Raw genomic sequence first — 18,309 nt, forward strand, 5'->3', positions numbered from 1 at the left:
GAAGTGTTTTTCTTTTTTTATTTTTCAATTGTCCTCTTTAATCACTTCCTTAAACTGCCTAATAGCTTTGTCCACTTTTCAAATTATCTACTCATAAGTCGTCCTATTGATTCATATAAATTAAATAACTAGGTTCTAAAGGAGAGGTGACACTTTGAGTAAGCGCGTAGATGATATAAGAAAGCGGATCGCTAAACGGCGAGAACAAGAAGAAAAATGGGGAAATCCGAATCAATTGATGAGCAAATTTCCGGTAAAAGAAGTGCAAAATAATGAGGGCGGATACACTTATACTTATGATGATTTAGTAGAAGAGCAAGGTAAGAAAATAATGAATAGCTCTAACTTTATGTTTAGAAGTTTATTATGCGCAATAATTGTACTAGCTTTAGCCATCATCTTAAAAAGTAACTCACCTATGGCATCTCAAGTTCGGCATGGTCTTTCACAAGTTTATGAAAGTGAATTTCAGTTTGCTTCATTACAGAAATGGTATGAAGATCGGTTTGGAAGTCCTATTGCTTTTTTACCGCAATTAAATAATCAAAAAGAGAATGTTGGAAATGATAATTATGCTGTTCCTGCAAGCGGTAAAGTACTGCAAAGTTTTAAAGCGGACGGACAAGGGATATTGATTCAAACTGAAGCTAACCAAAAAGTAGAGTCAATTAAAAAAGGCCGCGTACTTTTTGTAGGAAAGAAAGATAATTTAGGGAATACAGTCATTATTCAACACGCTGATGGTTCAGAATCTTGGTACGGAAAATTAGGGACAACTAATGTAAAAGTTTATGACGAAGTGGATAGTAAAAATGTTATCGGAACGGTATCATCCAATGATGAAGGGAATCTAGGTACTTATTATTTCGCAATTAAAATGGGGGAAAAATTTATAGATCCGAAAAAGGTGATTTCATTTGAATAAATGGCTAATTCTTCCTTCCAAAATTTCTGTTCATCCACTGTATTTATTAATTGCATGTATTGGTATTATGACAGCTAATTTTTGGTCAGTATTGTTTGTATCAATTATTATTTTCTGCCACGAGTTAGGTCATGCCATTGCTGCTACTTCATTAAATTGGAGAATAAATAAAATTACGCTACTTCCGTTTGGGGGAGTAGTAGATCTTGATGAACATGGAAATCGACCAACTTACGAGGAGTTTATTGTTACAATTTCTGGCCCCATTCAACATTTAACTTTATATATAATCGCTAACTTCCTATTTAAAATGAATTTAATGCCTGAAAACCTCTATACACTATTTATCAATTACAATCTTAGTATTCTTTGTTTTAATTTATTACCAATATGGCCATTAGACGGTGGGAAATTTATCTATCAGTTATTTTCTCTAATCTTTCCGTTCGTTAGAGCTCATATATATAGCTTGTACTCATCATTTGTGTTTTTATTGTTATCCTCATTACTTACAATCATAATACAACCTATGAATATTACAATTTGGGTTTGTCTATTATTTTTAATCGTTTCCTTATGGGGTGAATGGAAAAATAGGCATTTTGTTGTTATACGATTTTTAATGGAACGGTTTTATGGAAACAAACAATATATCCAAAAAATCAAATCAATCTCTTTAAATAAAGAAACAAAATTATTTCAAGTTTTTTCTAACTTTCAAAAAGGATATAAATATAACGTCGTCTTTTCTCTTGATAAAAAAAATCAACAAATGTTAGATGAAAATGAATTATTACATGCATACTTTACTGAGAAGAAAGCAACGTATTCGCTTGAAGAACTAATTAGTTAGATTTCATTTATTTTATATTTTTCTATAAAATGAGATGGTATAGTTTGAAGCTATTTTTAAAGTGTTTGAAAATTAAATGACTCAGTCTATTAGCAGGTCAGATTTTAGTTAAAATAGTTTAGTTTGCAAAAAAAAAAGATGGTCTCTAGTGAGGCCATTTTTTAGTTGTTTTTATTCAAACATACCACGAGGAGTCTTTTGGAATATAGTCATAGTAATACAGTATAGAAGGGATCCTTTTTTGAATTATGATATCGTTTGAAACTCGTCTACCCCATTCATCGTCTTCTCCAAAACTGATATTAAGAAATTTATGTGCCGAAGCAATCTTCTTTGAATAGCACATTAAATGATTTGGTTTTCGATAATAATAATTTTCATCTTCCCCATGTGTAAACTCTTTCCCATATTTACAAACTTTAGAATATTGGTTATTAAAATTTACTAAAACGTCAAATACAATACAGTCAACATTAGGCGTTTCATTGATTGCTGAGCACAATAATTCAATATAATTTGGTTCTATTCGATCATCGTCATCTATAAATACAACATAATCTCCTTTGGCTTGCTCAATTAGAACATTTCTTTTTTCACCAATGCTTCTTTTTTTATTTTCCAAAAGTACTAATATTTCAACAGGATATGTTTTACTTTGTTTATCTAATTCATTAATCAGATTATTTAAATACCCCATTCTTTCGGGGACGGTTGGAATAAGAATTGAAAGAATTATATCCATATAATCGCTCCTATCTAAATCGGGGGATTAAGTAAAAGAAAAGGGAAAATGTAAGAGAAATCTTAATATAATATTCAATTTCTACTATTCATGTGAGTAGACGGACTAATTAGATTAGATTAACTAGCTTTTTTCTATTTAAATGAATAAAATGTGATAGATACTATACATAGTTAGGAAGATGAATTTGAAGAAAGTTATTATGAATGTAAAACATTCAGAGAAAAGAATTGCTGTAACTGAAAATGACCAGCTAGTTGAATGGTTTTCTTCTGCAGACCAAAATACATATGTAGGGAATATATATGTAGGGCAAATCCAAGAAGTAATGCCGAAATTAAATGCAATTTTTGTAAATATTGGTTTAAATAAAAATGGCTTCATGAGATTCGAAGATACAATCGAGGGGAAAGAATCTGAAATTAATAAAGACGAATTAATAAGAAAAAAGTTCCAAAAAGGACAATATATTTTGGTTCAAGTAATAAAGGATGCGTTTGATGAGAAAGGTCCTAAGCTTACAAATAATCTTGAGTTCTCTGGTGATTACGTTGTATATTTCCCTCTTTCTAAACAAGTTGCTGTTTCAAATAAAATAAAAAAAGAATCGAAACGAAATAAATTATACTCATTAGGTCGAGATTACACTAGTGATAATGAGGGGTTAATTTTCAGATCTTCCTGTGAAAATGCCGAATCAGATGTGATTTTAAATGAGTTAAAAGGGTTTCAAACATTTTATGAGTCATTAAAAAATACAAGTTTTAAAAAAATCACTCTTGTCTGGGAAGCGAACTCTTTGTTTACTAAGTTTTTTAAATTTCATCCTAAAGATACGATCAGTGAGTTAATCATTGATGATTTAGCAGCTTATAAAAATTATTTGCCTGAAGATCTCCAAATAATTAGTTATAGAGGAAATGAAAATATTTTTGTGGCTTTTAAAATTGAAGAACAAATAGAGAAATCCTTTAAACAAATTGTATGGTTAAAAAATGGTTCATTTCTACTGATCGAGCAAACTGAGGCTATGACAGTGATTGATGTAAATACAGGTAAATTTAGCGGAAAAAAAAATCGTGAAGAAACTGTGTATCATACAAATCAATTAGCTGCAATTGAGATTGTTCGCCAATTAAGACTTCGTGATATTGGTGGAATGATTATTATTGATTTTATAAATATGAAGTCCGTTGAACAGCAAAAAAGGATAGGCGAACTATTAAAAGAAGCTTTTAAAAATGATCGAGCATATACAAAATTATTTGGATTTTCAGATCTTGGCTTATTTGAACTTACACGCAAAAGAACAGCCCACTCACATATTGAAGCAACCCATCAAAAGTGCCCTGAGTGTAATGGTAGTGGGCTTGTAAAGAACACAGTTCAGACAGTATTTGAGCTAGAAAGAGCTCTTTGGGAGCTCTCAACAAGTCGTGATATCGAGGCTTTACTTGTTGAATGTAGTGAGGATGTCGCAAAAGCGTTAAATGGAGATCAAAATAATCATGTACAAAGACTAGAAAAAGCAATGTTTATAAAAATCTGTTTAAAGATTATATCTTCAAAAACACCATTTTATAATATAGTTAGAACAGGTACGGCCAAGGAAATAACAAGTTATTTAGAAACAGTCATTAACTGAAGTAGTTGTTGACATTCGACATGCCCCGTGGTAACATCATAATGTTATTGTTTGTAGCGCACCCGTGCTACAACCGCGCATAATAGGTATTAAATTGCTATTTTTAGCATGCCTATTGGTGGCGAGTCTTAGACTATTGAGGAGGTGCAATTATGTACGCAATTATTGAAACTGGTGGTAAACAAATCAAAGTTGAAGAAGGTCAAGCAATCTACATCGAAAAACTTGATACTAACGCAGGTGAAACTGTAACATTCGACAAAGTTTTATTCGTAGGTGGCGAAAACATCAAAGTTGGTAGCCCAACTGTTGAGGGAGCTACTGTAACTGCAAAAGTTGAAAAGAACGGTAAAGCTAAAAAGATTCTTGTATTCAAATACAAATCTAAAAAGAACTACCGTCGTAAGCAAGGTCATCGTCAACCTTACACTAAAGTTGTTATCGAAAAAATCAACGCTTAATATTAAGTAATGACTAGAATAACAATTGAACGTTTAAAAGATGGACGTATTGGTTCCTTTAAAATAAGTGGACATGCATTTTTTTCTGATGCTGGGACTGACATTGTTTGTGCCGGTATATCAGCAGTTTCAGTAGGAACTGTAAATGCTTTGGAAGCAATTTGCCGTATAGATTCTGAGTTAAATACAGTAATTGATGAAAAGAAAGGTTTCTTGAAGTATCAATTACCGATTGATTTAAATGAAGATAATATGCAAAAAGCGCAACTTATCCTTGAAGCGATGATCGTATCTTTACAAACTATCGCTGCAAGTTACGGTGACTATGTCACTATAAACGAGTAAAACAGGAGGTGTAACCATGTTAAAATTAAATCTTCAGTTATTTGCTTCTAAAAAGGGAGTAGGTTCTACAAAAAACGGTCGTGACTCAATGTCAAAACGTCTTGGCGCTAAACGTGCTGATGGACAATTCGTAACTGGTGGTTCAATTCTTTACCGTCAACGCGGCACTAAGATTTATCCAGGTGTAAACGTTGGTCGTGGTGGAGATGACACATTATTTGCGAAGGTTGATGGCGTAGTTAAATTCGAACGTTTAGGCCGTGACCGCAAACAAGTAAGTGTATACCCTGTAGCTCAAGAAGCTTAAGAAACTAACTTAGAAACTCTAACCTTTTAGGTTAGAGTTTTTCTGTACTTAAGACATTATTATATAATGAATTGCTATCAACATGGAAAAAGGTGATGTGATAGCAACCTCTCAAACAAATGCTCCAAAGACTCGGCTTTTTACAAGCTACACACTAGTTTGAGACTTTTAAATAACTAATCAAAATGCCGAGTCTAACTTTTTTATTACCTTCATAAATACCAAAAATGTAAACCTATAGGAGAATACAATGCAGGAGAAATGGGACGTTCTAGAGGTATTAAGACATTCACGTCATGATTGGTTAAATCGAATTCAATTAATAAAAGGATACATGGCCACAGGTCAATCTGACCAACTAGAAGAAACGATTACGAAAATTGTTGCTGATTCTTTGAATGAAGCTAAAATTTGTTCGTTACAAATTCCAGAGTTTGCAGAATTTATCATTACCTATAACTGGAGGCCTCGTACAATTGTACTAGATTATGAAATTTTAGGGGAACCATGTTCGCTTAAGAATTTAGACGAAGTGATGACAGTTTGGATTCAAAATTTTTTAGAAAAACTAGAATCTTGGGTACATATTTATGAGGAAAATTTTGTTAGTTTAACAATTGAAATAAATGATAAAACAGTTAGTTTCTTTTTTGACTTCAGAGGTAAACTAACAAAGAAAGAAGATATGTTGAAGTGGATTGTTTCATCATCAAATGACAGCTCAAAAATTAGAATGATGTCATATTTTTGTGAGACAGAAGAATGCAGTATCGAATTTAAAATGGAAAAATAAAAGAGTGGTGGATTTATGTTTATTGATCAAGTCAAGATATATGTAAAAGGTGGAGACGGTGGAAACGGTATGGTAGCCTTCCGTCGTGAAAAATATGTTCCAAAAGGTGGCCCTGCTGGTGGAGACGGTGGTAGAGGAGCTAATGTTGTATTTAAAGTAGATGAAGGCTTAAGAACATTAATGGATTTCCGTTATAAACGTCATTTTAAAGCTGATCGTGGTCAACATGGTATGTCTAAAAATCAGCATGGTAAAAATGCAGAAGATATGATTGTAAAAGTACCACCTGGGACGATTGTAACAGATGCTGATTCAGGTGAATTAATAGCTGACCTTACAATGGATGGTCAAACAGCTATTATTGCAAGAGGAGGCCGTGGAGGCCGTGGAAATAGTCGATTTGCAACACCTGCAAATCCGGCTCCTGAAATAGCTGAAAATGGTGAGCCAGGTAAGGAAAGAAACATTAAACTAGAACTTAAAGTCTTAGCTGATGTTGGATTAGTTGGTTTCCCAAGTGTTGGTAAATCAACATTACTATCTGTTGTAAGTTCTGCTAGACCAAAAATCGCTGAATATCATTTTACAACAATTGTTCCTAATTTAGGTGTTGTAGAAACTGAAGATAATCGTAGTTTTGTAATGGCCGATTTACCAGGGTTAATTGAAGGTGCACATCAAGGTGTAGGACTTGGGCATCAATTCCTACGTCATATTGAGAGAACACGTGTAATTGTTCATGTAATTGATATGTCAGGTCTTGAAGGCAGAGACCCTTATGAAGATTACTTAACGATTAATCAAGAGCTAAAAGAATATAATTTACGTTTAACTGAACGACCTCAAGTAGTCGTTGCAAATAAAATGGATATTCCAGAAGCTGAAGAAAACTTAATTAAGTTTAAAGAACAAGTTGGAGATGAAGTTCAAATTTTCCCAATTTCTGCGGTAACACGTCAAGGTTTACGTGATTTATTATTTACAGTTGCAGATTTAGTTGAAACAACTCCAGAATTCCCACTTCATGACGAAGAGGAAGACAAACCATTACGAGTTCTTTATAAATATCAAAAAGAAGAACCTACTTTTGAAATTACTCGTGAAAGCGATGGAACGTTCGTCGTTAAAGGTGAAGAGCTTGAAAAACTATTCAAAATGACTAACTTTGAACGTGAAGAGTCAATTCGTCGATTTGCACGTCAAATGCGTGGAATGGGGATTGATGAAGCACTACGCCAACGTGGCGCGAAAAACGGAGATATCGTTAAAATTTCTGAATACGAATTCGAATTTATCGATTAATCATTCCTTTATAAAAAGGGGGTGCCTTGCACCCTCTTTTTTTATTGCAAAAAAGACTGGAGGGAATTGCCAATAAGAAGTCTAACTACGCAAATAAATAGTGAACAGGCAATTAAATTTGGAGAATAGCGATTAAAATTGTCAAAATCACAATTAAACTTCGAGAATCGCAATTAAACTTAGCAAAACTGCAAATAAATTTCCAGAATTGCAAATTAGATACAGTTTTACCCACCCATACTAGTAAGAGTATTTTTGACTTCGCATTGTACAAAAATAGAGCCCTATATAAGGGACAGGAGCAATTTTACACTGATTCTTCCTATTTCAACTTGAAAATTGATTAAAGCTTGTTGAAATGATCATAGCAAAATCGAAAACATCAACTACAATTTTAAAGTCTGACTAAGTTACCCCTGCTCTACATAAAAAAAGGATGCCCATATGTCTTTTACACTGACAGATGAGACAATCCCTTATTTGCTAAATCAAAGAATCTACTAACTACTTTTTTGAACCTACAATTATGGCGTGTCTACTAAAAAACCTTCATTTTTTAATTGTAAGATTGCACTTTCTAGTTGTTGTTCACTATCTGCTTCAACCGTATGGAGATGTGTTCCATTCGTTAAATTAGACAGTGGGACGGAGCTAGTTTCTCCCATTTTTTGTAGGAATAAGCTTATATCATATCGGTTCGCAATTTGTAATTGGGCAGTGATATATCCATAGACGGGATGTTCAACCATTACATCCTTAACTGTAACACCGTGATCGACTAATATTTCTAGTTCTTTTTGAGTTTCTTCAGCTGTATGATGACAAATTATTACTTTTCTAATTTTGTCGGTATCCTTGTTAGGATGTATATAAATATAACCTTGAGCAGTTGCTAGTATAGGCTCATTTTTCGCTTTTAAAAGTGTAATATCACCTACAACAACTTGTCGACTAACATTTGCTCTTTTAGCCAAGGAACTGCCTGATAAGGGAGACTCAGATTCCTTTAACCATTGTAAAACTTTCTTTCTTCTTTCTTCCCCTAAAAGTTTTTTATTCATATTAATTTCCTCGATTAAAAATTTTGATTAATGATTAATTTTAACACAGACGATAATTTGATTAAGTCTTCTTTTGTTGTCTGTTTCCCGACAGAAACTCTAAAGAATTGTTTTGCTTCATGAGGGTCTCTTCCGATTGCTAACATCGTTTCTGAAGGTTTCTGCATGCCAATTGCACAAGCACTTCCCGTTGAAATGGCAAATTGATGTCGATTACATTCAAGCATGACAAACTGACCTTCAAGTCCAATGATCCTCATTCCAATTATATTTGGAATACAATCTTCATCAGAACCTTCAAATTTTAGGAGATGTTGAACATCTTCTAATTGTGATTTTAAAACACTTTTTAAAAAGTGACATCTCTTTTGCTCTTCGTCTAGATTTTTTATTATATGACCGGCTGCTGTTACGAATGATGCAATTGCTGGAACATTAACTGTACCGGGACGAATCCCACTTTCATGAGATGTGCCGGGATAGATTGGTTGACAAGTTAATTTAGGATTTAAATAAAGGGCTCCGATCCCTTTTGGTCCATATAATTTATGACCTGAAATACTAAGACTAGAAATTTCATATTTTGAGACATCTATTGCTATTTTTCCAAATGATTGTACACAATCGCAATGAAGTAAAATATTTGATGAATTAAATAAATTTGCAATTTCGTTAATCGGTTGAATAGCTCCAATTTCAGAATTTACATGTTGAAAAATACCCAATACAGTGTCTTCACGAATTGCATTTTTAATCACTTCTAATGAGATAATCCCGCTTTTTGTAACTGGCAAATAAGAAACCTCATATCCTTGTTCTTCTAGTACTTTTAAATAATTACTAATTGAAGAATGCTCTAATGTGGTGGTTAATATGTGTTTTCCGACTTTTTTTGTACTCTTCAAGAGGGTTTGAATAGCAATTAAATTTGATTCAGTTCCTCCACTTGTAAAGTAAATTGAAGCGGGGCTAGCATTAATAAATCCTGCTAATTGCTTGCGGCATGCTTCAAGTAACAGTGATGCCTTTGAACCAATATCATGCAAACTTCGCTCATTTCCAAAGTAATTTTTAGAGGCAGTCACAAATGTCTCAATGGCTTCTTCACTCATTGGAGTTGTAGCAGCATAGTCTAAATAAATCAAATTAAAGTCTCCTTTTTTAAGCATTAAAAAAAAATTTCTTGTCATTAGTTTAAATATATGTAAATATAGGTGTCAAGACAGCTTTTTTATCTATAAGATAAAATTTAAATAGATGTACTGTAAATGGAGGGGGCAACTATGCGAACTGCAGACGTTGTCATTATTGGCAGTGGGATTGCTGCTTTAATGGCTGCTGAGAAAATTTGTCAGTCTAAAAATGTGATTCTATTCACAAAGAAAAAAATTTGGGACAGCAATTCGATGCTTGCACAAGGTGGAATTGCAGCTGTAATGTCTAAAGATGATTCTTGGGAACTTCATAAACAAGATACGCTCGAAGCAGGTTGTAATGAAAATAATATTGAAGCAGTAGAAGAACTAGTAAAGAACGGAACAGCGTCTATGAATGATCTAGTTTCTATTGGCATGAAGTTTGATAAAGATAAATTAGGTCAGTTTCATCTTGGTAGAGAAGGAGCGCATCGGAAAAATAGAATTTTACATTCTGGCGGAGATGCTACTGGAAAGCATTTAGTTGAAACTATTTATGCACGTATAAAAGATAAAATAACGATTATTGAACATGACATGGTAATTGATTTAATCATACAAGATGGAAAATGTAATGGTGTTTTAATACTTAATGAAAACGGGGAATTAGAATCCTGTTATGCAAACACAACACTTCTGGCAACTGGCGGTATTGGAGCAATGTATCAATTTAGTTCTAATAATCAGGCCATAACCGGAGATGGAATTGCTATGGCATATCGAGCTGGTTGTGAGATGGCTGATTTAGAATTTATACAATTTCATCCTACCTTGCTTTACATTAATGGGGCATGTAAAGGTTTAGTATCAGAAGCTGTTAGAGGTGAAGGAGCTTTTTTAGTAACGAAAACAGGTCGTCGCATTATGAAAGGAATTCACCCTTTTGAAGATTTAGCACCAAGAGATGTTGTTAGTAGGGCGATTTTTAATGAGATGCAAAATGGAGAAGAAATCTTTTTATCGATTGGAATGATTGATGGATTTGAAAAACGTTTCCCAACAATTACTGAAAATCTTATGAATAATGGAATTGATCTACAAAAAGGATTGATTCCTGTTGTTCCTGGCGCACACTTTCACATGGGTGGGGTAAAGACATCTACAAATGGAGAAACGACAATTCCAGGATTGTATGCAGTAGGTGAGGTTGCTTGTACAGGTGTGCATGGGGCAAACCGACTTGCTAGTAATTCTTTATTGGAAGGGATTGTGTTTGGTAAAAAGGTTGCGAAATTTATTGCAGACCTTCCTTTAGCTAAAATAAATGAGATTCCACCAAAATACATGATACCAAGATTTAGAGCTTTACCTACAAAAGATGAAATCAAAGAAATAATGATGAAGTATATCGGTATTGTAAGAAATGAAGACGACTTAAATAAAGCAATCACATATTTTTCTTCCTTCTTAGAGTCAAAAACAGTTGATACACGCCCAATGAACAAAGAGGAAATAGAAAGATACAATATGTTAATTACTGGAAAACTAATTGCAGAAGCTGCAATAAGAAGAAAAGAAAGCATCGGCTCACATTTTATAGATTATATAGATCAACCAGCTAATATTTGAGGAGAGAAATTCATGAATACATTAAAAGCTAAAAAAATGATTGAGCAATTTTTACTAGAGGATATTGGAGAAGGGGATTTATCTTCAATTCATATTTTTCCAATGCATGAAAGAACAACAGGAAAAGTACTTGCAAAAGCAGATGGAGTAATTGCGGGTACTGATTTAATTGAAATAACTTATAAATTACTTCATGACGATATTAAAGTAACACTACATGTTAAAGATGGTGAAACTGTTCAGGCAGGGCAGCTACTTGCAGAAGTAGAAGGACCAGTTCAAGTGTTACTATCAGGTGAAAGAGTTATGCTTAATCTTTTACAACGAATGAGTGGGATTGCAACGCTTACTTCAAAAGCAGTTGAAACACTAAACGACAAGAAAATCAAACTTGTCGATACAAGAAAAACGATGCCAGGTTTACGTTTGTTTGATAAGTATGCTGTAACTTGTGGTGGAGGAGCGAACCATCGTTTTGGTTTATATGATGCAGTGATGCTTAAAGATAATCATATTGCTTATGCAGGTTCCATTAAAAATGCAGTTGATGCATTACGAAATAAATTAGGTCATATGGTCAAAATTGAAGTCGAGACTGAAAATAAAGATCAAGTTCTTCAAGCTATTGAAGCTGGTGCAGATGTCATTATGTTTGATAATCGTACGCCAGATGAAATCAAAGACTTCGTTAAGCTTGTTCCAGAAACGATAGTAACGGAAGCTTCTGGTGGAATTACTTTAGATAATTTAGCAAGTTTTCAAAACTGTGGTGTAAATGTTATTTCTTTAGGCTGTTTAACACATTCGGCAAAAGCATTAGATATAAGCTTCTACTTATAATAAAGTAGGGATTGGAGTGGGGATAATGAACGTTTTAGATATGATACAAAAAAATGAAGGATATCAAATTCCTGATGAGTACTATAAATTATCAACTGAGGAAATGGAAAAAAGAGTAAAAGATATAAAAGAGAGATTAGGTGATGCTCTTTTTATTCCAGGACATCATTATCAAAAGGAAGAAGTTGTCGTTTTTTCAGATTCAACTGGAGATTCTCTACAACTTGCTCAAGTTGCTGCTAATAATAAAAAAGCGAAATATATTGTATTCTGTGGTGTACATTTTATGGCAGAGACCGCTGATATTTTAACGGAAGATGAACAGATTGTTATTTTACCTGATATGAGAGCAGGCTGTTCAATGGCAGATATGGCAGACCATCATCAAACTGATCGTGCATGGGTAGAGTTACAGAAGCTTTTTGGAGACACTATTGTACCGTTAACATATGTTAATTCAACTGCTGCTATTAAAGCGTTTGTAGGTAGAAATGATGGTGCAACTGTAACATCATCTAATGCTAAAAAGGTTGTTTCGTGGGCTTTCACACAAAAAGAACGCATATTATTCCTACCTGATCAACATTTAGGTAGAAACACAGCATTTGAATTAGGTGTACCGTTGGAGCATATGGCAATTTGGAATCCAATAACGGACACGTTAGAGTATGAGGGCGATCTAAATAACATCAAAGTAATACTTTGGAAAGGGCACTGCTCTGTTCATGAGAATTTTACAGTGAAAAATATTGAGAATGTACGAAAAAATCATCCAGACATGAGAATTATTGTGCATCCAGAATGTTCTAGAGAAGTTGTAGCGGCAAGTGATGACAATGGATCTACTAAATATATTATTGACCAAATTGAAGCTGCTCCTGCAGGAAGTAAATGGGCAATTGGAACTGAGATGAATCTAGTTCAAAGAATTATTAAAAATCATCCTGATAAAGAAATCATTTCATTAAATCCATTTATGTGTCCATGCTTAACGATGAATCGTATCGATCTACCACATTTATTATGGTCTTTAGAAAATATCGAAAAAGGTAATATCCAAAATATTATTACAGTTGATAAACAAACTGCAAAAGATGCAATTAAGGCACTAGATAAAATGCTTGAGCTTGCTTAAAAATATCATAAAAAAATTAAAATCATCTAGTTCAACCTGAGCTAGATGATTTTTTTATAGAAAAAACAAGAATAAAGTAAATACTTATACAAGCTTACTCTTCATAAATTAAAATACCTTCTATCATAAATACAAATATTCAGACATACATTGTTGTGAGGTACTAATGTACAATCCAACGTAGAGGCAATTGGTCAGGAGGGGAAAAGGTGAGAATTCACATAGTAATAAAGGGCGATACCCTTAAGAGCATTGCTCAAAAATACAACATCGACTACGAAGAGATAGTTAAATTAAATGCCCAAATAAGTAATCCAGATATGATCTATCCTGGCATGAAAATAAAAGTGCCAGAAAGGGGAGAAAAACCAGCCCCAATAGGTTCTAAAAAGGAGGTACAGCAACCTAAACCAAGTGTTGCTTTGGAGGTAGAAGAAGGAAATGTTCAACCTGTAGCTCAGACACAACCTGCTGTCATGCCAAATACAAAGCCAGTTGAAAATAATTTGAATATTAATGTAGAGGTTACACCGACTGTAAAACCTGTAATTCAGGTACCTATTCCACCTGCGAAACCGACTGTATCACCTGCGACAAATAATGCGAATCAACAAGTATCTCCTGTTCAAACTGGAAAACCAAATGCGAACATACCGCAAGTTGTTTCGCCAGTGGCAGTTAAAAATCCGGTAAATGAAAATAAATCAAATGTGAACACCAAGGGAGGACAAAGCATGTCAGAGAAAAAGAACTACTTCCCAGGATCATTAGTTTCTCCATCAACATCAAATCCGCAAGTATCGCCAGCGGAAACAGGAAAACCAAATCAACAAGTATCGCCAGTATCAACAGGAAAACCAAATCAACAAGTATCGCCAATATCAACAGGAAAACCAAATGTGCAAGTATCACCAGTATCAACAGGAAAACCAAATGTGCAAGTATCACCAGTATCAACAGGAAAACCGAAAGAGCAAGTCTTACCAGTATCAACAGGAAAACCGAATATGCAAGTATCACCAATATCAACAGGAAAACCAAATATGCAAGTATCACCAGTGTCAACAGGAAAGCCGAATATGCAAGTCTCACCAGTATCAACTGGGAAACCAAATATGCAAGTCTCACCAGCAGCAACAGGAAAACCAAATATGCAAGTATCACCAGTATCAACAGGAAAACCGAATATGCAAGTATCACCAGTATCAACAGGAAAACCAAATGCACAAGTCTCACCAGTAGCTACTAATAAAGCCCAAACATTACCAGCATATGTAGGGCCAAATAATGCACCACAAACATTGCCAGCGTATATGGGACCAAATACACCACAAACACTTCCAGCATACTCTGGACCGAATGTACCGCAAACATTACCAGCATATATGGGACCGAACCCAAATGCAGCCCAAACGCTACCAGCATATGTAGGACCAAATCCAAACGCAGCCCAAACGCTACCAGCATATGTAGGACCAAATCCAAACGCAGCCCAAACATTACCAGCATATATGGGACCGAACCCAAATGCAGCCCAAACATTACCAGCATATATGGGACCAAATGAAAACTTCCCACAAACAATGCCGGCATATATGGGACCAAACGCAAACTTCCCACAAACAATGCCAGCATATATGGGACCAAACGCAAACTTCCCACAAACATTACCAGCATATATGGGACCAAACGCTGGATTCCCTTATTATCGAGGAGAAGGAGGGGCATTACCAACATTACCGAGTTTTGGAGCTATGCCGATGTTGCCAACTGGAGAAGCACCGGGAGCGACTGGAGGAATGCCAGTAGCACCAGTTCCGCCAACTGCGATGCCAATGCCATTACCAGCACCAGTTCCGCCAACTGCGATGCCAATGCCATTACCAGCACCAATGCCAGGAAATAATACGCAAACACTACCAGCATATATGGGACCGAATCCAAATTTAGCCCAAACATTACCGGCATACATGGGACCGAACGGAAATTTCCCACAAACATTACCAGCATATATGGGACCAAATGAAAATTTCCCAGCAACACTGCCGGCATATATGGGACCAAATGAAAACTTCCCAGCGACACTGCCAGCATATATGGGACCAAATGAAAACTTCCCAGCAACACTGCCAGCATATATGGGACCAAACGCAAACTTCCCAGCAACACTGCCGGCATATATGGGACCAAATGAAAACTTCCCACAAACATTGCCAGCATATATGGGACCAAACGCAAACTTCCCAGCAACACTGCCGGCATATATGGGACCAAATGAAAATTTCCCAGCAACACTGCCAGCATATATGGGGCCAAACGCAAACTTCCCAGCAACAATGCCAGCATATATGGGACCAAACGCAAACTTCCCAGCAACACTGCCAGCATATATGGGACCAAATGAAAACTTCCCACAAACATTGCCAGCTATGGACTATCCAAAATTCCAAGGCGGACCAGTTGCTTCACCGTATGCTACTGGACCGGCACCAATGTATCGTGATGCTTCAGAACCTTATTTTGATCCAAATTCGCAATTATTTACACCTTATGCTCAAAATCAGTCTTCATATGGAGTGCCATATTTTGAGGAAGATGAACAATAAAGAATTGATTTAAAAAGGCGATTATTTTCTAATCGTCTTTTTTTTATTTTAACTATTTCATACAGGAATTAATTGGAGTAGAAATTAATTTCTAATGTAACAGCCTTTAAAGAGCACTTTTTTACTTAAAATGAGTTTCAAACCATCAATTAACAATTTAAAATCCACCTAAAAAGGTCAACCTAACTTTGTAATACAACTTTAGTATTACTATTAGCTGTAATTAAAGGGAGGGTTTTATATTGAATAAAAAAGGTCTTATCGTTGCTACAGGTACGGTGCTAACAGCTTTAACATTATCAGCTTGTGGAACAAACAATAATGCCATGAATGACCATAAAAGAAATGTTGGTTATGAAAAAGTAAACTTCAATAGACCGACAAACCCTTATGCGGTTAATTATCGTTATGAAAACGTAAACTATCCTAATAACCAAGATTATTTCACAAAGAAAAATAATCATTACGGAAATGATCGTATTAACGAAGGTTTAAGTAGTGAATATTCTAATGATGGCGTAATCCATGACGGAACATATGGAAGAAATGTCAACAATATGAATAGAAACTACACGATGGATCAAGTTCGTTATAATAACGATTTAAACACAGCTCCTCTTGTTCCATATACAAATATTAGTACAAATACTAATATGAATGCTGGGGAACGAAAGTTTGCGGACCAAATTTCTAAACGAGTAGAACAAATGTCAAATGTAGCCAAAGCAAATACGGTAGCTGTTGGTGATCAAGTCCTTGTAGCAGTAGATTTAGTAAATAAGAATGTTGATGAAAGTGCATTTAGATCTAAAATCAAAGACGCTTTATCACCATACACAAGTGGCAAAAAAGTATATGTAACATTCGATGGAACAATTAGAAATAATTTAAATAACATGACAAATAATGTTCCAAATGCCACTAAAAATGTACTATACGATACAAAAAAGGGTGTTAAACATATGTATCGTAATGTAAAAAATGATGTTAAGGATGTAACTAATCCAAACCGATAAAAATCTTACACTTGAAAGGAAGAAGCTTTTGCTTCTTCCTTTTTTAGAATGTTCAAATAGAGAAAATTGAGTTTTAGAGATCAAATTTTATCAAGCTGAAAGTTAGAGTAAATTCTTGTTTGGTTTGCAAAATACACATAATTTTTTCTTAATTTGATGATGAAAAATTAGTCCTTTTTGTTCAAAGAATAGTTAATTAATTCGTTTGATGAGGGTTAAACAATATGGTAAAGTGATGTTTATATTGACCAAAAGTTTGAAGTGGTCAATTGGTTAATAAGAGAATTTGAGGTGAGTTTTTTGAAAAAGCAAAATATTTTACAAGCTGCCACAAAGTCATTTACCATTTTTGGCTATAAAGCAACTACAATGAGTCAAATTGCAAAACAGGCAAATGTTGGAAAGGGAACGATTTATACTTTCTTTAAAAATAAAGAAGAATTGTTTGATGAAATCATCAATAATTTAATTACTGAAATGAAATTTTTAGCAGAACAATCCATTCATGATGAAGATTCATTCATTGAAAAAGCACATAAAGGAATTGAAGTTTTTATTGCCTTTCATAATGAACATGAATTAACAATTAAGTTACTTCAGGAACAAAGAGAAATTGGAACGACGATCGTACATGATGCTTTAAAACGATTGAATCATTCAATCATTCTATACATACAGAAAAAAATCGAAGAAGCAATAGCAAAGAAAGAAATTGTTGAATGTGATCCTGAAATAACTGCTTTAGTAATGTTTCGACTTTATACAACACTTAAAATCGATTGGGAGAAAGAGCATGAAGCACTAAGTCCTAAAAAAATAACAGAGTTATTTAACTTTTATATTCTAAATGGTTTATCAAAAGGGCAAGTTTAGGGAGAGAATATATTTTGATTTTTAAATTAGACAATAAAGATAATAAAATGGCAAAATCAATTATAAATGTACAGTTACCTGCATATAAGGTAGAGGCAAAGTTAATCAATTTTGAAGGAATACCACAATTAAAAGACAATGTCGAAAGTATTAGAGATTCCAAAGAAATCTTTATCGGATATGCAATTGATCATGATTTAAAAGGATTTTTGTCCTATTCAGAAGGCGATAACGAATATCAAATTTGTAGACTAGTAGTACATCCTAGTTGCTTTAAGCAGGGGATTGCAAGAAAATTAGTTCATTATTTTTTAAATGAAATTGCCAAAAAGAAAAAGGTGATTGTTTCAACTGGATCAGATAACCTACCAGCCATTAACTTATATAAAACTTCTGGTTTTAAATTTCATAAGAAAATTGAAGTGGCACCGAATTTTTTTATCTCTCTATTTGAAAATACAACTAATCATTAAAGATAAAATTATAAAGTTAAAAAGAGAAGGTTCTTTTTCATTAGAAAGAAGAACTACAGCTTTCATCCCCTTTACTAAAGACAACTCTTTAGTTTTTTTGTTTAGAAGATTAATCATGGATAAAGATAAAAGGAATGGTCAAACTAAAAAAGCTTGTATGATTTTGT

Annotated in this window: 18 protein-coding genes and 1 other annotated feature; of the genes, 15 read left to right on the forward strand and 3 right to left on the reverse strand. The window is 34.1% G+C overall.

Annotated elements, in window-relative coordinates:
• The first annotated feature begins 154 nt into the window (after nt 1-154).
• Together RAH41_RS03740 and RAH41_RS03745 are read left to right on the forward strand one after the other, a co-directional pair.
• The gene (locus RAH41_RS03740; RefSeq protein ID WP_331220762.1) at nt 155-925 is read left to right on the forward strand and encodes a M23 family metallopeptidase; all 771 of its coding nucleotides are present in this window, start codon (nt 155-157) and stop codon (nt 923-925) included.
• Nucleotides 918-1,778 (forward strand): site-2 protease family protein, encoded by an 861-nt coding sequence (locus RAH41_RS03745; RefSeq protein ID WP_331220763.1) that lies wholly within the window; start codon nt 918-920, stop codon nt 1,776-1,778. The genes RAH41_RS03740 and RAH41_RS03745 overlap by 8 nt, the downstream gene beginning before the upstream one ends.
• 175 nt (nt 1,779-1,953) lie before the next feature.
• Here RAH41_RS03745 and RAH41_RS03750 read toward each other — a convergent pair whose 3' ends face one another.
• Entirely contained in the window at nt 1,954-2,520 is a 567-nt protein-coding gene (locus RAH41_RS03750; RefSeq protein WP_331220765.1) for a glycosyltransferase family A protein, read from the reverse strand.
• Nucleotides 2,521-2,707: 187 nt separating this feature from the next.
• Here RAH41_RS03750 and RAH41_RS03755 point away from each other — a divergent pair, with 187 nt between their 5' ends.
• The 6 genes from RAH41_RS03755 to obgE all read left to right on the forward strand — a co-directional run bounded on the left by RAH41_RS03755 (nt 2,708) and on the right by obgE (nt 7,373).
• On the forward strand, nt 2,708-4,165 hold the full coding sequence (locus tag RAH41_RS03755) for a ribonuclease E/G (protein WP_331220766.1): 1,458 nt from the start codon (nt 2,708-2,710) through the stop codon (nt 4,163-4,165).
• A 61-nt stretch (nt 4,166-4,226) separates the two neighbouring features.
• Nucleotides 4,227-4,304 (forward strand) — a sequence feature (ribosomal protein L21 leader region).
• 13 nt (nt 4,305-4,317) lie between these two features.
• Nucleotides 4,318-4,626 carry a 50S ribosomal protein L21 gene (gene rplU, locus RAH41_RS03760; protein ID WP_025672164.1) on the forward strand — a complete coding sequence of 103 codons (309 nt, stop codon included), beginning with the start codon at nt 4,318-4,320 and terminating at the stop codon, nt 4,624-4,626.
• 9 nt (nt 4,627-4,635) lie between these two features.
• Nucleotides 4,636-4,971, forward strand: coding sequence for a ribosomal-processing cysteine protease Prp (locus RAH41_RS03765; protein ID WP_331220768.1), 336 nt, complete (start codon nt 4,636-4,638; stop codon nt 4,969-4,971).
• Between the two features lie 16 nt (nt 4,972-4,987).
• Nucleotides 4,988-5,278 (forward strand): 50S ribosomal protein L27, encoded by a 291-nt coding sequence (gene rpmA, locus RAH41_RS03770; RefSeq protein WP_025672162.1) that lies wholly within the window; start codon nt 4,988-4,990, stop codon nt 5,276-5,278.
• Nucleotides 5,279-5,528: 250 nt separating this feature from the next.
• A complete protein-coding gene (locus tag RAH41_RS03775) occupies nt 5,529-6,071 on the forward strand; it encodes a Spo0B C-terminal domain-containing protein (RefSeq protein ID WP_331220770.1) in 543 nt (180 codons plus the stop codon).
• A 15-nt stretch (nt 6,072-6,086) separates the two neighbouring features.
• Complete coding sequence (gene obgE, locus RAH41_RS03780; RefSeq protein ID WP_331220772.1) at nt 6,087-7,373, forward strand: GTPase ObgE; 1,287 nt, start codon at nt 6,087-6,089, stop codon at nt 7,371-7,373.
• A gap of 524 nt (nt 7,374-7,897) precedes the next feature.
• Here the strand turns inward: obgE and RAH41_RS03785 are convergent.
• Entirely contained in the window at nt 7,898-8,434 is a 537-nt protein-coding gene (locus RAH41_RS03785; protein ID WP_331220774.1) for a transcription repressor NadR, read from the reverse strand.
• Between the two features lie 14 nt (nt 8,435-8,448).
• Nucleotides 8,449-9,579 (reverse strand): IscS subfamily cysteine desulfurase, encoded by a 1,131-nt coding sequence (locus RAH41_RS03790; RefSeq protein WP_331220776.1) that lies wholly within the window; start codon nt 9,577-9,579, stop codon nt 8,449-8,451.
• A gap of 138 nt (nt 9,580-9,717) precedes the next feature.
• Between RAH41_RS03790 and nadB the strand changes: the two genes are divergently transcribed.
• The 7 genes from nadB (at nt 9,718) to RAH41_RS03825 (ending at nt 18,142) form a co-directional block, all read left to right on the forward strand.
• Nucleotides 9,718-11,199 (forward strand): L-aspartate oxidase, encoded by a 1,482-nt coding sequence (gene nadB, locus RAH41_RS03795; protein ID WP_331220778.1) that lies wholly within the window; start codon nt 9,718-9,720, stop codon nt 11,197-11,199.
• A gap of 12 nt (nt 11,200-11,211) precedes the next feature.
• On the forward strand, nt 11,212-12,039 hold the full coding sequence (gene nadC, locus RAH41_RS03800) for a carboxylating nicotinate-nucleotide diphosphorylase (RefSeq protein ID WP_331220780.1): 828 nt from the start codon (nt 11,212-11,214) through the stop codon (nt 12,037-12,039).
• A 25-nt stretch (nt 12,040-12,064) separates the two neighbouring features.
• On the forward strand, nt 12,065-13,174 hold the full coding sequence (gene nadA / locus RAH41_RS03805) for a quinolinate synthase NadA (RefSeq protein WP_331220782.1): 1,110 nt from the start codon (nt 12,065-12,067) through the stop codon (nt 13,172-13,174).
• A gap of 209 nt (nt 13,175-13,383) precedes the next feature.
• A complete protein-coding gene (locus RAH41_RS03810; RefSeq protein WP_331220784.1) occupies nt 13,384-15,780 on the forward strand; it encodes a LysM peptidoglycan-binding domain-containing protein in 2,397 nt (798 codons plus the stop codon).
• A 242-nt stretch (nt 15,781-16,022) separates the two neighbouring features.
• Complete coding sequence (locus tag RAH41_RS03815) at nt 16,023-16,796, forward strand: YhcN/YlaJ family sporulation lipoprotein (RefSeq protein ID WP_331220786.1); 774 nt, start codon at nt 16,023-16,025, stop codon at nt 16,794-16,796.
• 291 nt (nt 16,797-17,087) lie between these two features.
• The gene (locus RAH41_RS03820; RefSeq protein WP_331220788.1) at nt 17,088-17,669 is read left to right on the forward strand and encodes a TetR/AcrR family transcriptional regulator; all 582 of its coding nucleotides are present in this window, start codon (nt 17,088-17,090) and stop codon (nt 17,667-17,669) included.
• Between the two features lie 14 nt (nt 17,670-17,683).
• Nucleotides 17,684-18,142: a GNAT family N-acetyltransferase gene (locus tag RAH41_RS03825; protein ID WP_331220791.1), complete on the forward strand. Its 459-nt coding sequence runs from the start codon at nt 17,684-17,686 to the stop codon at nt 18,140-18,142.
• Nucleotides 18,143-18,309 lie beyond the last annotated feature (167 nt).

Origin of the sequence: Gottfriedia acidiceleris, from assembly GCF_036421055.1 — a bacterium.
Lineage (GTDB): Bacteria > Bacillota > Bacilli > Bacillales > Bacillaceae_G > Gottfriedia > Gottfriedia acidiceleris_C.

Bases quoted from the DNA above. Each gene is read 5' to 3' on its own strand.
- RAH41_RS03750 (WP_331220765.1), bottom strand. From the start codon at position 2,520: ATGGATATAATTCTTTCAATTCTTATTCCAACCGTCCCCGAAAGAATG.
- rplU (WP_025672164.1), top strand. From the start codon at position 4,318: ATGTACGCAATTATTGAAACTGGTGGTAAACAAATCAAAGTTGAAGAA.
- RAH41_RS03765 (WP_331220768.1), top strand. From the start codon at position 4,636: ATGACTAGAATAACAATTGAACGTTTAAAAGATGGACGTATTGGTTCC.
- rpmA (WP_025672162.1), top strand. From the start codon at position 4,988: ATGTTAAAATTAAATCTTCAGTTATTTGCTTCTAAAAAGGGAGTAGGT.
- RAH41_RS03775 (WP_331220770.1), top strand. From the start codon at position 5,529: ATGCAGGAGAAATGGGACGTTCTAGAGGTATTAAGACATTCACGTCAT.
- obgE (WP_331220772.1), top strand. From the start codon at position 6,087: ATGTTTATTGATCAAGTCAAGATATATGTAAAAGGTGGAGACGGTGGA.
- RAH41_RS03785 (WP_331220774.1), bottom strand. From the start codon at position 8,434: ATGAATAAAAAACTTTTAGGGGAAGAAAGAAGAAAGAAAGTTTTACAA.
- nadB (WP_331220778.1), top strand. From the start codon at position 9,718: ATGCGAACTGCAGACGTTGTCATTATTGGCAGTGGGATTGCTGCTTTA.
- nadC (WP_331220780.1), top strand. From the start codon at position 11,212: ATGAATACATTAAAAGCTAAAAAAATGATTGAGCAATTTTTACTAGAG.
- nadA (WP_331220782.1), top strand. From the start codon at position 12,065: ATGAACGTTTTAGATATGATACAAAAAAATGAAGGATATCAAATTCCT.